The organism is Aestuariivirga sp., assembly GCF_041738905.1.
Classification (GTDB): Bacteria; Pseudomonadota; Alphaproteobacteria; order Rhizobiales; family Aestuariivirgaceae; genus Aestuariivirga.
The window spans coordinates 13,457-28,052 of sequence record NZ_JBGSOZ010000117.1 but is presented as its reverse complement, the minus strand read 5'-3'; the positions used below and the strand labels follow the sequence as shown (position 1 = coordinate 28,052).

Below are 14,596 nucleotides of genomic sequence, written 5' to 3'. Positions count from 1 at the left end.
GATATCAGCGCAACGTCTCAACGCGTTCCATGAAGCGCTTCACGCGGGCGCCATCGACCGCGTTCCAGGTGATGCCATCGACCTTGAAATGCGTACCGATGATGACACCGCTCGCCAGTGCCAACGTGCTTTTTACGTTTTCCATGTTGACGCCAGTGTTGGCAAAGACCGGAACGTCGCGCACGGTGGAGCAGACTTTCTGCAACTGCGATTCATCCGCAGGCTCACCCGTGACCGGACCCGACACGAGAATGGCATCAGCAAGCGAGGAGAACACAGCGCTCCGGGCGCGGAGCTCGATGGGGCGCTGGTCGAGCGAATGCGCAAACTCGGCATTGATGTTGAACAGCAGCTTCATGTCGCTGCGGCCCAGATTGCGGCGAAGCCTGGCGGCTGCGCCCGCGTCGGGTGCCCAGATGCCCATGTCGGAGGCGAAGACGCCGGTGAAGATTTCGCGCACGAAACTCGCGCCTGTCGCAGCACCGATCGCAACGCTGGCGCTCGGATCCCACAGGTAATTGATGCCGAAGGGCACCTTCAGCATGGGCTTCACGGCCTGCACCACGGCGGTCATCGCGGCCACAGCCTCGGCGGTTGCCTTGAACGCATAGGGACGGTCATTCTCGTTGCCGAACATGATCGAGTCGACGCCACCCGCCTGAAGCTGTTCGATATCGCGCGCAACATCTTCAATCAGCTTGTCCATGCCGCCATCGGCATTGAAGAGTGGCGTTCCAGGCAAGGCCCCGATATGGGCCATGGCAATCACGACCTTCTTCTTCGCACCAAAAAATTCAAACACCATCGTCCCATTCCTTCCGATTATTGAATTGCTGGTTGTTCAGTCCGTGTCCGTCACGATGTCCACACGCACATTTGCGTCTGCAAGCGCCTTGGCGATCTGCGGAGGTGGAGCGGCGTCGGTGATCAGGATGTCAAAACCATCAAGCGGCGCGATGTGGACCAGCGACATGCGCTCGAACTTGGAGGCATCGCAGAGTACCACCTTCATGCTGGAGCGCCGAAGATAGACGCGCTTCATGTCAACGTCCTCGAACGAGTAGTCGAATATCCCGCTTGTCGTCATGCCCGACACGCCGACGAAGGCGATGTCGAACCACAAGTCCTGGAACTGCTCGACCGCGGTACGTCCGCCGATCGACATTTCATCGCGGCGCATGCGCCCGCCGGGCAGATAGACCTCGGCGGTGTGGGCGGCGAGATCGGCGGCGATGCGCACGCTGTTGGTGAATATTTTCGCCTGACTTTCGCCATGGAGCTGCCTCGCCAGCAACAGCGTGGTGGAACCGACATCGAGTGCTATGGTCTTGCAGCCTGCGGCAAGCCGCGCAGCCGCCGCGGCAATGCGCTGCTTCGCCTCGTACTGGCGTTGCAGTCGCGCCTCGAACAAGGGTTCGTCGCGGTCGATCACCGTGCGCCGGTGTTTGCCGGTATCAACGGCGCCGCCGTGAATGCGCGTCAGCCGGCCTTCCTTTTCGAGGTCGACCAGATCACGGCGGATGGTCATTTCGGACACGCGGAGATCCCGCGCAAGCATGCCGACCTGCACCGTGCCCACCGAGGCCAGCTTGCTCAAGATGTGAATGTGACGTTGCTGCGCCAGGGGACGGAACCCAGCAGACGAATGCCGTTCCGGAAGCCGGATCGGCATTCCCCGTTCGCCCTGCCTTTTGACCATCTGCAACATCCTCCAGGCTCGCCTTGTTGCCGGACCGGAAGCTCATCCATAACAAGGATTCGCACAAATTCAAACATCATCCCTCTTGTGTTGTGCGATTTTGTGGACTTATACTCATGGCAATCTTGCGAGGTGCCGCCTTTGCCGAGTTCGCCAACCTTCCCTGAACTTGCCGGAAAACGAGCAATCGTGACCGGCGCCGCCACGGGCATCGGCCGGGCGATTGCCGTGGCGCTGGCTCGGCAGGATGTTCGGGTGGCGATCTGTGACATCAACCTCGAAGCGGCACAGAGGGCTGCTGCGGACATCAAAGGCTCCATTGCCGTGGAGATCGACGTCACCAAGCGCGCCAGCGTGGAAACGGCCTTTTCAAAAGTTCAAAGCCAGTTCGGAAGCTACGACATCCTGATCGCCAACGCAGGTGTTTCGACCATGCAGCACGCGGTCGACCTCACTGACGAGGAATGGGACTTCAACTTCGCGGTCAATGCCCGCGGCATCTTCCTCGCCAACCAGATCGCAGCACGCTGTTTCCTGTCACAAGGTTCTGGCGTCATCGTCAACACGGCATCGCTGGCGGGAAAGGTGGGAGCGCCGTTGCTCGCACATTATTCGGCCAGCAAGTTCGCCGTGCTGGGCTGGACGCAAGGGCTGGCCCGCGAGTTGGCCCCCAAGGGAATCCGCGTCAATGCCGTCTGCCCCGGCTTCGTCAAGACCGGCATGCAGTCGCGCGAGATCGAATGGGAGGCACAGCTTCGCGGCATCACGCCCGAGCAGGTCTTCAACGAGTATGTGGCGCAGACACCGCTTGGCCGCATCGAGACGCCGGAAGACGTGGCGGACGTGGTTGTGTTCCTGTGCTCCGACAGTGCCCGCTTCATGACTGGCCAGGGGGTCAATGTCACGGGTGGCGTCAGGATGGATTGACGCCGCCATGAAAAGATTCGCCAAGGCCGTAATCCCGCACATCATCCTGACAGTGTTTTCACTGGCCATCCTGATGCCGCTGATCTGGCTGCTGCGCGTGAGCCTGACCGACCGCCTGACGGCCTACAAGATTCCGCCCGAGGTCGGCACGCTGGGCCTGATGAACTACTATGAAATCTTCGAGCGCTATGCCTTCGTCAGCTGGTTCTTGAACAGCCTGCTGATCGCGCTGCTGGCGACCGCCATCTCGCTGCCTCTCGCCACCGCCATGGCCTATGCCTTTGCGCGCTTCAACACCGGCGGCTCCCTGCTCCGACTCGGCGTTCTGGCGAGCCAGATGCTGCCGCCCATCATCATCGTGCTGCCGCTCTTCGGCGTCTTCCTGTTCGCCGGGATGCTGCAGAGCCACGCGGCGCTTGTCGTTGCGCACATCACCATCGCGCTGCCGTTTCTCACATGGCTCCTCGTCTCGTTCTTCGAGGGCGACGTCACCCGGCTGGAAGAGGCTGCACGCGTCGATGGCGCCACGCGGTGGCAGGCGTTCCGGCTGATCGCGGTTCCGGTCGCCGCGCCCGGTATTCTTGCCGCGGGCCTCCTGGGCTTCATCCTGAGCTGGAACGAATTCCTGTTCGCGCTGGTGCTGTCTGGCCCCAGCTCGCAGACCTTGCCCGTCGGTCTCGCCAGCCTTGAAACCCATGCCGGCGTTGAAATCGCGCCGCTTGCGGCCGCAACCGTCGTGTCACTGCTTCCCGTCTTCGCGCTGCTGCCGTTCCTGCGCAAACATCTCATCAAGGGACTGTCACTTGGAGCCCTCAAGTGAACAGCATTTACACACCGGGCTAACGAGGGAGACGAAAATGCTGAGAAGGCTTCTGTTTGGTGTTGCGCTTGCTGCCGGACTATCGGCGCCAGCTTCTGCCGAGACCGTCACCATCCTGATGGAGGGGGTTCCCGATACCGAGTACGTCAAGACCCTGGTGCCGGAGTTCACCAAGGAGACTGGAATCGAGGTCAATCTCGAGGTCGTCAACTATGCCGAGATGCACACCAAGCTGGTGCCCCAGCTGGTGGCTGGAAAGGGCAGCTATTCTGCCCTCGTCGTCGACTTCTACTGGGTCGGCGAATTCACCAAGGCCGGCTGGCTGCTGCCGCTGGACGAGCGCATCGCCACGGACAAGTTCGACACCTCGGTCTATGTGCCGAAGATGATGGACCTCGTCGGCAAGGTCGATGGCGTCACCTACATGCTGCCCTTCTACAACTACGCGATGGGCCTGCTGTACCGGAAGGACCTGCTGGCCGACGCCAAGAACCAGGCCGACTTCAAGGCCAAGTACGGCATGGACCTGGGCGTTCCCAAGACATGGGACGAGTATCTGAAGCAGGTCGTGTTCTTCACCAAGGACGGCATGCATGGCGTGGTGAACCAGGGCCTTCGCCCCGACCCGATCGCCATGGAATGGTCGAACTATCTCTTCGCCAATGGCGGTGAGTATCATGACGCCAACTGGAAGGCGACGCTGAACACCGAGGCGGGCGTGAAGGCGGTCGAGCAATATGCGACCAACATCGCGAAATATGGCCCACTGGGCGCTGCAAGCTTCTCCTTCGATGAAGCCTTCAACGTGATGGCGCAGGGCAAGGCCTACAGCTACATCACCTACAACTTCTTCCGCGCCGGAATCGACGATCCCTCGAAGTCGTCCGTCGTCGGCAATGTCGAGATCATGGCGGTTCCCGGCCCGACGCCGGAACAGGGCGGCAGTCTCAACGGTGCATGGGGCTGGGCCATCCCGAAATCCAGCCCGAACCCCGATGCGGCCTGGACCTTCCTCAAGTGGGTCGAATCGCATGAGATCGCGAAGAAGCGCGCCCTGCAGGGCGGCTCGCCGACCCGCACCGACGTGTTCGACGATCCGGAAGTGAATGCCAAGTACCCCTACTCGCAGGCCCTGAAGCAGATGCTGCTGACCAGCCATAACTTCCCGGTCTTCACCTATACGCCCCAGCTCGTCGAAGTGCTGGGCCGCGAACTGAGCCTTGCGGTGGCCGGAGAGAAATCTCCCGCCGATGCGCTGGCCACAGTCGAGACCGAAATGACCGAACTTGCAACGAAGGACGGCAAGATCAAGTAAAGCTGATTGCCGAAACGACCGACATGAACCAGCATCAAACGATCGAGTCTGCCGACAGAAAGTTCGGCTGGTTCATGTCGGCGCCTACCCTGGCCCTCCTGCTTGCCGTCATCCTGTTTCCGGTTTTCTGGGCGCTATTCACCAGCGTCCACGACTACACGCTGATCGCGCCCAACTTCGATACTTTCACGGGCGCCCAGAACTACGTCTCAGCACTTCAGGACGCGGAATTCCGTCACAGCCTGTGGATCACCGCCTTCTTCGTGTTCGTCGTGGTGCTGATCGAATTCGTCATCGGCTTCGGCGTGGCATTGATGCTGAACAGTGTCGAGCGCTTCAAGCCGATCTACTACGGCATCCTGCTCTGCCCGCTCCTGATGAACCCGGTCATCGTCGGGTTGATCTGGCGCATGTTCCTGCACCCATCGCTGGGGATCGTGAATTACCTTCTGAGTGTCGCCTCCATCGCGCCGGTGAACTGGCTGGGGAGCACAAAGGTCGCGATGTGGACCATCGTGATGGTCGACATCTGGCACCAGGTGTCATTCATGATCGTGCTTCTGCTGGCGGGGCTCTCCGCTCTTCCGAAGGAGCCCTATGAGGCGGCGCGCGTCGATGGCGCGGGCACCTTCAAGGCCTTCCGCCACATCACGCTGCCGTTGATGTGGCCCGTCATCATCGTGACGCTCTTGATCCGTCTGATCTTCGCGGTGAAGACCTATGACCTCGTCTACATCATGACGCGCGGCGGGCCGGGCACAGCGACTGACCTTGCCAGCTACTTCATCTATCGAAAGGCTTTCGTCAGCCTGCATGTCGGTGAAGCATCGGCGATGGCCGCCATTCTTCTGGCGCTGGTCCTGCTCCTGACATCCTACCTCTACCGCTACATGCGGAACCTCACCTGACGCCTCACGATTACCAGAAGGCCACCATGGCATCGATCACGCTCAAAGATATCAACAAGACCTACCCGAATGGTGTCTCTGCCGTGCGTGCCGTATCGCTCGACATCAAGGATGGCGAGTTCATGATCCTGCTCGGGCCTTCAGGCTGCGGCAAGTCGACGACGCTGCGGATGATCGCAGGCCTTGAGTCCATCACCTCGGGCGATCTGATGATCGGCCCCAATCGCGTCAACGACGTCGACCCGGCGCAGCGCGATATTGCCATCGTGTTCCAGAACTACGCGCTCTATCCGCACATGACGGTTGTCGACAATCTCTCCTTCGGCCTCAAGCTGCGCGGAGTGGAGGCGAGCGAGATTGCCAAGCGCGTCAAGCGTACCGCTGAAATGCTCGGCATCCAGCCGCTCTTCGACCGCAAGCCCTCGCAGCTTTCGGGCGGGCAGCGCCAGCGCGTAGCGCTCGGGCGCGCATTGGTGCGCGAACCGCAGGCCTTCCTTCTCGACGAGCCGCTGTCCAATCTCGATGCCACGCTCCGCGCGGCCATGCGAACCGAACTCATCAAGCTTCACCGCAATCTCGGCACGACGATCGTTCATGTAACGCATGACCAGGTCGAGGCCATGACGATGGGGGAGCGGATCTGCATCATGAAGGATGGCGAGATCGTGCAGGTGGGCCACCCGATGGATGTCTACCGCAATCCGGTGAACACCTTCGTTGCCGGCTTTCTCGCCAGCCCGCCGATGAACCTGCTGGGCGGGCGGCTGGAAGCTGTTGGCGACGAAAGTGTCAAAGTCCACTCCGGCAGCATCGCCTTCACCATTCCCGCAGCAATGGCCAAAGGTTTCATCAGCCACGCCGGAAAGCCTGTGACGCTTGGCTTGCGGCCCGAGGATTTCTATCTGACGGCCGAGTCCGCAAGGCATACCGCACCGGTCGGCGTCGAGGTGATCACGACCGAGGTGCTGGGGCCAGAGGTCATCCTCGTGGCCAGCACCGGAGGAGAGAATGCTGCTGAAATCCAGGTGCGCATGCCGCGGGACTTCCGCGCCTCACCCGGCGAAAAGGTGATGCTGCATTTCGACCTGAGCCAGATCCAGATCTTCGACATCACGACGACGCGCGCCTTGCCGCGCGTGGCGTAACCGCAGGGGCCACTTCCGGAGACTGCGCTCCGCTTGTAGGATGGGCGCTCTTGCTTACCGCAATATCCCGGAGTGAATGACCATGCCACGCATCAATGCCGACCTTGTCCTCCGGAATGGCACTGTCTGGTGCGGTCATGACGATCCCCATGCGGAAGCCGTCGCGGTCTGGCAAGGACGCATTCTGGCAACCGGTTCATCGGACGATATCAGTGAGCTGATCGGACCCTCCACGACGGTGATCGATCTCGAAGGCCGGCTCGCAACGCCCGGTCTCAACGACAGCCATCTTCATCTCTCGTCCGTGGGCTTGCTCTCGTCATGGGTGGATGCACGGCCGGCAGCGGCACCGACGGTCAGCGGATTGATGGATGCGCTCCGGCAGCGGGCGAACACGCTTGCACCCGGCCAGTGGGTTCTGGCGCGTGGCTATGACCAGACCAAGCTCGACGTGAAGCGCCATCCGTTCCGCGAGGAACTCGATGCGGCGATTCCCGATCATCCCGTGATGCTGGTTCGCACCTGCGGGCATGTCGCCATCTGCAATTCGAAAGCGCTGGCGCTGGCGGGCATCGATGAAGCCACGGCCACGCCGCCCGGAAGCCTGATCGAAAAGCAGAACGGCAAGCTCACCGGCCTTCTTGCAGAGAACGCGATGGAACGGGTCTATGCCGCGCATCCGGCCGCGAGCGAGGACGACCTCGTGGCGGCGATCGAAAGAGGCGGCAAGGTCCTGCTGTCATATGGCATCACCTCCTGCATGGACGCTGCGGTGGGGATGACGGCGGGCTTCACCGAAATCGCCGCCTATCACCGCGCCAAGCGCGAGGGACGGCTGCCGGTCCGCGCCTGGCTGACGCTGCTGGGCGACCCCGGACGCTCGATCGTGCCGCAGTGCCACGCGGCGGGGCTTATCTCGGGCACGGGCGACGACATGCTGATGATCGGTGCCGTGAAGATATTCCTCGACGGTTCAGCCGGCGGGCGCACCGCCTGGATGTCGAAACCCTATCTGGGCGATGACCAGACCACGGGCGTGCGGATGCTCAATGACAACGAGTTGACGGACCTCGTGCTGGACTATCACGGCAAAGGCTATCAGCTCGCCTGCCATGCCATCGGAGACGCGGCGATCGAACAATTGATCACCTCATACGAACGCGCCCTTGAAGCCATGCCAGACCCTGACCGCCGTCACCGCATCGAGCATTGCGGCTTCTCGACCGATGCCCAGCACCAGCGCATGGTGAAGGCCGGGATCTACCCTTGTCCGCAGCAGGTCTTCGTATATGACTTCGGAGATGCCTATCTTTCGGTGCTGGGCGAAGAGCGTGGACATCCGAGCTATCCCATGAAGACCTGGATGGACCTCGGCCTCAAGCCGTCGACGGGAAGCGACGCGCCGGTCTGCGACCCCAATCCGCTTCCGAACATCTATTCGATGCTGACGCGCAAGACCTGGAAGGGCACCGTGATGGATGAGCGCCAGCGTATCACGCTGCCTCAGGCGTTGCAGGCCTATACCGAACACGGCGCCTTCTCGCAGAAGCGGGAGGCGCGGAAAGGGCGGCTGGTGCCGGGGCAACTGGCGGACATTGCGGTCTTCTCGCGCAACCTGTTCAAAGCCACGCCCGAAGAGATACTTGAAGACACGCGCGTCGATCTCACCATTCTCGATGGCAAGGTCGTGCATCAAGCTTGAGACAATCGGGGGGCGGGCTTCCCCTGCGCTGCGATCATGGCGCCCAGCGGCGGCAACCATTGTGCGGCCTCGTGAACAGGCCGAAACCATGCAACCATGGCAACAGGGTCCGGAATGACAGAGAAGGCACGTGGCATCCTGCTGATCATCGCCGCGGTGGGCTTCTTCGGGGCGGTCGATGGCTTCAGCAAGATCCTGATCGAGACGCAGTCCTTCGGTCAGATCATGCTGGCGCGCTATCTCCCGGCCTTCATCGTTCTGATGCTGGTACAGGGTCCGAAGAACTGGAAGGGCCTGTTCCAGACCAATATGCCGGGCCTGCAGATCATCCGCGGCCTGACACCCGCATGCGTGGGCGGACTGATGGTCTTCGCGGTGCGCTACTTGCCGCTTGCGGAGGCAACCGTCATCCTCTTCGCCGGGCCGTTCTTCGTCGTTGCGCTGTCTGGCTGGATGCTGGGCGAGCGGGTCGCCGCATCGAGCTGGATCGGCGTGGCGGTCGGCTTTCTGGCGGTGCTGCTCGTTGCCCGGCCAGGCTTCGATGCGCTCTCCATCTACACGCTGTTTCCAGCCCTCGCTGCGATGTTCTATGCACTGCTCCAGATCTTCTCGCGGAAGCTCGGCGCGGCGGGGGAGAAGGCCCGCACGACACTGGCGTGGACGTTGCTCTGCGGCAGCATCGTGTCGCTCATTCCGGCGCTCATGGACTGGCGGACACCGTCCGCCTTCGACTGGGTCATGCTGCTCTGCCTGGGCGCGACCTTCGGGCTGGGCCAATACTGCCTCACGAGAGCCTTTGCGCTGGCGCCTGCAAACGTGCTGACGCCCTTCACCTATTTCCAGATCCTTTCGGCAGCCGCCTTCGGCGTCGTCGTCTTCCACGATGTTCCCGACATCTGGACGATGGCCGGAATCGCGCTGATCCTTGGTGCTGGAGCCTATGTGTTTGGCCGGAATGCCGTGGGCAAGTCCGCCGCCACGGACTGATCAGGCGGCGCGGCGCTTCAACTCGAGGCCGGCCAGCAACTCGTAGGAGCGCAGCCGCGCCCCGTGGTCATGGATGGCGGAGGCCACCATCAGCTCATCGACGCCGGTGCTTTCCACGAAGTTCTGCAATCCCGCCCTGACCTTCGATGGCGAGCCGACAAAGGAGCACGCCAGCATGCGCGAGGCCTGGGCCTTTTCAGCCGGGGTCCAGTAGGTTTCGATGTCGTCAATCGGTGGCTTGAGATAGCCCCTCGCATTGCGGAACATGTCGGCAAATCGCATCTGGATGGACGTGAACAGCCGTGCGGCTTCCGCATCAGTATCGGCGATGATGACGTTGACGCCCGCCATGGCATGGGACGTCGGGTTGCGTTCGGACGGCTCGAACTTCGCACGATAGATGTCGATGGCCTGGAACAGTGCGTCGGGCGCGAAATGCGAGGCGAAGGCATAGGGGAGGCCCAACATGGCGGCGAGCTGCGCGCCAAAAAGGCTTGAGCCGAGAATCCACAACGGCACATTGGTGCCGGTCCCGGGAACAGCCTGGATCGTCTGTCCCGGCTGCAGGGGCCCAAGCAGGCCTTGCAGTTCAAGCACATCCTGCGGGAAGGTATCGGCGGCTGAATGATCACGCCGCAGCGCCAGCATGGTCTGTCGGTCGGTTCCCGGCGCGCGCCCCAGGCCCAGATCGATGCGGCCGGGATAGAGCGATTCGAGCGTGCCGAACTGTTCCGCTATGACGAGGGGCGCGTGATTGGGAAGCATGATGCCGCCGGCGCCGACACGAATGGTGCTGGTATGCCCCGCGATGTAGCCGATGACGACCGAAGTGGCGGCACTGGCGATGCCGGCCATGTTGTGATGCTCGGCTACCCAATAGCGCCTGTAGCCCAACCGCTCCACGTGGCGGGCAAGCTCGCGGGCATTGTGAAGGGCATCACGCGGCGTGCTTCCCTCGGAAACCGGAACGAGATCGAGAACCGAAAGCTCAACCATGAGACACCCTTCGCGACAGATTCAGTGAATTGACTGGTCAACAGATGGTGGGCCGACTGCTTCACGGCAAGGTGGAGAGACGTTCCAGCATGAGCTGGAAAAACCTGTCCGCATCGATGCGGCCGAGCACGTTGCAATTCTTCCGCCGTCCCGTGACATGCCACCAGTCGACCAGCGTCATGCCGATGGTTTCAGGCGACATGAGTTCGATGGTGACGTTGCATTGCTTCTGCTGGAACAGGTGGGGTGCGAGCAGGAAGCCCGTCACGCAGGCATCGTGTATGGGCCGTGCCTCGGTTGCAAACTTGTGCGAGCCGTAGCGGCGGAAGAAATCCGCCATGTTGGCGGCCTGCACCGCGGTTCTGGTGCCCACGGCCCGCAAGGTGTCGATCCACTCGGGAGTCATCAGGGCGGTATACGTGGAATCGATCGATGCCATGGCCAGCGGCACACCGCTCTCGAAGACCACATGGGCGGCATGGGGATCGACATAGATATTGAACTCAGCGGCAGGCGTTGCATTGCCGCCCTGGAAGAAGCCGCCGCCCATCAGTACCACCTCGCGGATGCGCGGGATGATGCGCGGCTCGAGCGCCATGGCCATTCCCAGGTTGGTCATCGGCCCCAGCGAGCAAACGGTGATCTCGCCTTCCGGCTCCGACATGATCTTGTCGACAAGAAAATTCACGGCGTGCTGGCCTTGCAATGGAGTCACGGGATCAGGCGCTTCCAGCCCGTCGATGCCGGTGGGGCCATGTACATATTCGGCGGTCTTCAGCTTCTTCACCATCGGACCGGGGCAGCCCGCGAAGACCGGCACATCGGGCCGTCCCGCCAGCTCGACGAGTTGAAGCGCGTTGCGCGAGGTGAGTGGGAGCGGCACGTTTCCGCCAACCGTGGTCAATGCCACGACGTCGAGTTCAGCGGGAGAACCGAGTGCAAAGAGCAAGGCAAAGGCGTCATCCTGGCCGGGGTCGGTATCGATGATGATCTTTCGCGCCAATGCTATCTCCCACCTGAAAACGGGGCCTCGTTCTAGGCCTCTGTTGCAGGCGAACATACAGACAGCGACGCATCGGTCAAACCGTGCCATGCGGAGAAAGCGGCGTGGCCATGCCCTTGTCAACATGCCCATTTTCTGAGCAACATTCGCGCTCGTCACGCAGGAGGATCGCACATGCCATCATCATCCAAGGGGGACTTCGACGCCATTCCCATCCTCGACGTCTCGGCCTTTCGCGAAGGCGACGCGGGCGTAAAGGTGATTGCGAACGAACTGCGCGACTATCTCGAAAACATCGGATTCCTCTATATCAAGGGTCACGACGTGCCGCGTGACAGCGTGGAAGCGGTGCGCGCCGAGAGCCGGCGTTTTCATGCGTTGCCGCTCGAGGAAAAACTCAAGCTGAAGATGGACCGCAATTTCCGCGGATACATCCCGATCAATACGTCCACCATCGTCACGTCCTCGGTGGCAAAGGTGACGAAGCCCAACCAGAGCGAATCGCTCATGTTGATGCATGAGGTGGCGGCGGATGATCCTGACGCTCTTGCAAGCAAGCCATTGCAAGGGCCCAACCAGTGGCCCGCTGAAGACCTGCGGCCCGGGTTCAGGCCAGTGATCGAGACCTATGTCGACCAGATGAATGCCCTCGGGCGTCAGATGATGGAGGCGATCACCATCGCGCTCGGCATGCCGAAGGGGTCGATCGCGCCGCACTTCGAAAAGCCGACGACGTTCCTCCGCCTGCTCCATTATCCAACGCAGCGCGAGGAAGACGGACTCTTTGGATCGGCGCCGCATACCGACTATGGCTTCATCACGCTTCTGGCGCAGGACGACGTGGGCGGGCTCGAAGTGAAAAACAAGGCGGAGGAATGGATTCCGGCACCGCCCATTCCGGATACGTTCGTGATGAATGTCGGCGACATTCTTGCGCGCTGGTCGAACGATGTCTTCGTCTCGACACCGCATCGCGTGATCAACCGGTCGTGCAAGGAGCGCTATTCGCAGCCCTTCTTTTTCGATCCTTCCATGGATTCTTTGATCGAGGCATTGCCGTCTTGCGTTTCGGCGCAAAGACCCGCCAAGTACGAGCCGGTGCTCTATGGCGACTACCTGATGGAACGGATCGACAAGAACTACCAGGCCCGCGGCAAGTCTGCCACGGCGGCCTGAACGGCAGAAAGCAAAACATGAGGAGGAACGGCATGACATTCTTTGGATCGCTTTTGAGGGGCGCGGCAATAGCTGCGGTGGCACTGACCTTTGCGGGAACAGCCCAGGCCGCTGAAATCAAGAAATCGCCCGAGGTCGCCGAGACCGGCAAGCTCACCATCGCCAACACGATGGAATACGCGCCCTTCGAATTTGTCGATGAGAACGGCAAGCAGGTCGGCATCAACATCGAACTCGCCGAGGAAGCAGCCAAGATGATGGGTGCAGAGCTTGAAGTGACGCGCATGCCGTTCCCCTCGATGATCCCCGGCCTTGCAGCGGGCCGCTTCAAGATCGCGTGGGAGACATTCTCTGCAACCGAGGAGCGCCTGAAGCAGGTGGACTTCGTGATGTTCATCAAGTCCGGCATCGTCGCCTCGACCACGCCTGACAAGGCCCCCGGGTTCCAGGGGGAGAACAACCTGTGCGGCAAGCGCGTCGGCGTGATCGCGGGTGCCGTATCGGACCAGATCGCGGACCGGCTGAACGAGGAATGCAAGGCCAAGGGCCTGACCGAGCTGACGAAGCAGAACTTCCCGGAAGGCAAGGACATCATCCAGGCACTTCTGTCCGACCGGCTCGACGCAAAGCTCGATGACGCGACCGCCTCGGGCTATTTCGAAGTGACCAGCGGCGGCAAGCTCGTCGTGGTGCCGGGGCTTTATGATGTTGCGCCGCTCGGCGTTGCAGTGCCCAAGGGCGACACGGCCACGGCCGAGATGCTGCGCGCCGCGCTGCAGGCCATGATCGAGAACGGCACCTACAAGACCATCATGGCAAAGTATGGCATGAACTCGGCCATGATCGAAGAGGCCTATATCGTCGACAGCGCCGACAAGATCAGAAAGTAACAGGCAGGAGCGCCCGGCCATGCGACAAGAGCGTGGCCGGGCTCATGATTCTTGCAAGCGCTGACAGGATATGGCGTGACAACAGACAATGCCACGGTGCCGATCGAGCGGCTGGTCGTCGTTCCACGGCGGCAATACGGGTTGTGGATCGGAACGGCCCTAGCGATCCTGCTGCTGTTGCTGGTGGGCAAGGCTCTGGCGACGAACCCGGCCTTCGGCTGGTCCATCGCCGGGGGCTATCTCTTCAATCCCTCGATCCTGCGCGGGCTCGTCAACACGCTGATCCTGACCGTCACCATCATGGCGCTGTCGATCGTGATCGGCACCATCATCGCCATCATGCGGCTGTCGCCCAGCCGCATTCTCAATGCCTTTGCGGGTGTCTACATCTGGTTCTTCCGCGGCACGCCGGCGTTGATCCAGCTCATCTTCTGGTTCAACCTGTCGATTGTCGTGCGCGATATCTCGCTGACCCTGCCGTTCGTGGGCACGGTGTTTTCGGTGAAGACCAACGACTTCATGACGCCGTTCTTTTCAGCCGTTGTCGCCCTGTCGCTGCACGAGGCCGGATACATGGCGGAAATCATCCGCGCCGGAATAAAGTCCGTGCCGAGCGGCCAGACCGAAGCGGCTGGCAGCCTGGGCATGAACCATCGCATGATCCTCAGGCGGATCACCATGCCGCAAGCGATGCGCTTCATCGTGCCTCCCACCGGGAACGAAACCATCAGCCTCCTCAAGATGACCTCGCTCGTGACCTTCATCGCGGTCGACGACCTGCTCTATGCCGCGCAGAGCATCTATGCGCGGACATTCGAGACCATTCCGCTGCTGCTCGTGGTGGCCTTCTGGTATCTCGCCGTCGTGTCGATCATGTCGGTTGCCCAATATTTCATCGAGCGTTACTACGGCCGCAGCGACGCGCGGCAGGAAAGCCCGTTGAATGGCATCTTCCGGCGTGCCTTCACCTTCCGCCGTACACCGCAACCCACATGACGTCGAAAGCGGAGAACCAGCGCCTGTTCGGC

The 14,596-nt window shown here is 61.5% G+C and carries 14 protein-coding genes; 10 read left to right on the top strand and 4 right to left on the bottom strand.

Going from position 1 to position 14,596, the window contains the following annotated elements; all coding sequences use genetic code 11:
* Window positions 1-4: 4 nt before the first annotated feature.
* Both ACEW8Q_RS10800 and ACEW8Q_RS10795 read right to left on the bottom strand, forming a co-directional pair.
* On the bottom strand, window positions 5-805 hold the full coding sequence (locus ACEW8Q_RS10800; RefSeq protein ID WP_373504061.1) for a BtpA/SgcQ family protein: 801 nt from the start codon (window positions 803-805) through the stop codon (window positions 5-7).
* Window positions 806-841: 36 nt separating this feature from the next.
* Entirely contained in the window at window positions 842-1,672 is an 831-nt protein-coding gene (locus tag ACEW8Q_RS10795; RefSeq protein WP_373504083.1) for a DeoR/GlpR family DNA-binding transcription regulator, read from the bottom strand.
* A gap of 168 nt (window positions 1,673-1,840) precedes the next feature.
* On the opposite strand from ACEW8Q_RS10795, the gene ACEW8Q_RS10790 reads away from it, so the two are divergent.
* From ACEW8Q_RS10790 to ACEW8Q_RS10760, 7 genes are all read left to right on the top strand, one after another.
* Window positions 1,841-2,626 (top strand): SDR family NAD(P)-dependent oxidoreductase, encoded by a 786-nt coding sequence (locus ACEW8Q_RS10790; RefSeq protein ID WP_373504060.1) that lies wholly within the window; start codon window positions 1,841-1,843, stop codon window positions 2,624-2,626.
* Between the two features lie 7 nt (window positions 2,627-2,633).
* Window positions 2,634-3,446, top strand: a complete 813-nt coding sequence (locus ACEW8Q_RS10785) for a carbohydrate ABC transporter permease (RefSeq protein WP_373504059.1) — start codon at window positions 2,634-2,636, stop codon at window positions 3,444-3,446.
* Window positions 3,447-3,483: 37 nt separating this feature from the next.
* On the top strand, window positions 3,484-4,761 hold the full coding sequence (locus tag ACEW8Q_RS10780) for a sugar ABC transporter substrate-binding protein (protein WP_373504058.1): 1,278 nt from the start codon (window positions 3,484-3,486) through the stop codon (window positions 4,759-4,761).
* 23 nt (window positions 4,762-4,784) lie between these two features.
* On the top strand, window positions 4,785-5,669 hold the full coding sequence (locus ACEW8Q_RS10775; RefSeq protein ID WP_373504057.1) for a carbohydrate ABC transporter permease: 885 nt from the start codon (window positions 4,785-4,787) through the stop codon (window positions 5,667-5,669).
* A 26-nt stretch (window positions 5,670-5,695) separates the two neighbouring features.
* The gene (locus ACEW8Q_RS10770; protein WP_373504056.1) at window positions 5,696-6,814 is read left to right on the top strand and encodes an ABC transporter ATP-binding protein; all 1,119 of its coding nucleotides are present in this window, start codon (window positions 5,696-5,698) and stop codon (window positions 6,812-6,814) included.
* 82 nt (window positions 6,815-6,896) lie between these two features.
* Complete coding sequence (locus ACEW8Q_RS10765) at window positions 6,897-8,516, top strand: amidohydrolase (protein WP_373504055.1); 1,620 nt, start codon at window positions 6,897-6,899, stop codon at window positions 8,514-8,516.
* A 114-nt stretch (window positions 8,517-8,630) separates the two neighbouring features.
* The gene (locus ACEW8Q_RS10760; RefSeq protein WP_373504054.1) at window positions 8,631-9,503 is read left to right on the top strand and encodes a DMT family transporter; all 873 of its coding nucleotides are present in this window, start codon (window positions 8,631-8,633) and stop codon (window positions 9,501-9,503) included.
* On the opposite strand, the gene ACEW8Q_RS10755 is transcribed toward ACEW8Q_RS10760, so the two are convergent.
* Together ACEW8Q_RS10755 and ACEW8Q_RS10750 are read right to left on the bottom strand one after the other, a co-directional pair.
* A complete protein-coding gene (locus ACEW8Q_RS10755; protein WP_373504053.1) occupies window positions 9,504-10,499 on the bottom strand; it encodes an LLM class flavin-dependent oxidoreductase in 996 nt (331 codons plus the stop codon).
* 61 nt (window positions 10,500-10,560) lie between these two features.
* A complete protein-coding gene (locus tag ACEW8Q_RS10750) occupies window positions 10,561-11,508 on the bottom strand; it encodes a nucleoside hydrolase (protein WP_373504082.1) in 948 nt (315 codons plus the stop codon).
* Window positions 11,509-11,676: 168 nt separating this feature from the next.
* Here ACEW8Q_RS10750 and ACEW8Q_RS10745 point away from each other — a divergent pair, with 168 nt between their 5' ends.
* The 3 genes from ACEW8Q_RS10745 to ACEW8Q_RS10735 all read left to right on the top strand — a co-directional run bounded on the left by ACEW8Q_RS10745 (window position 11,677) and on the right by ACEW8Q_RS10735 (window position 14,564).
* Window positions 11,677-12,678, top strand: coding sequence for an isopenicillin N synthase family dioxygenase (locus ACEW8Q_RS10745; RefSeq protein ID WP_373504052.1), 1,002 nt, complete (start codon window positions 11,677-11,679; stop codon window positions 12,676-12,678).
* A 32-nt stretch (window positions 12,679-12,710) separates the two neighbouring features.
* Window positions 12,711-13,568: an ABC transporter substrate-binding protein gene (locus tag ACEW8Q_RS10740; RefSeq protein ID WP_373504051.1), complete on the top strand. Its 858-nt coding sequence runs from the start codon at window positions 12,711-12,713 to the stop codon at window positions 13,566-13,568.
* 75 nt (window positions 13,569-13,643) lie between these two features.
* Complete coding sequence (locus ACEW8Q_RS10735; protein ID WP_373504050.1) at window positions 13,644-14,564, top strand: amino acid ABC transporter permease; 921 nt, start codon at window positions 13,644-13,646, stop codon at window positions 14,562-14,564.
* The last annotated feature ends 32 nt before the right edge of the window (window positions 14,565-14,596 follow it).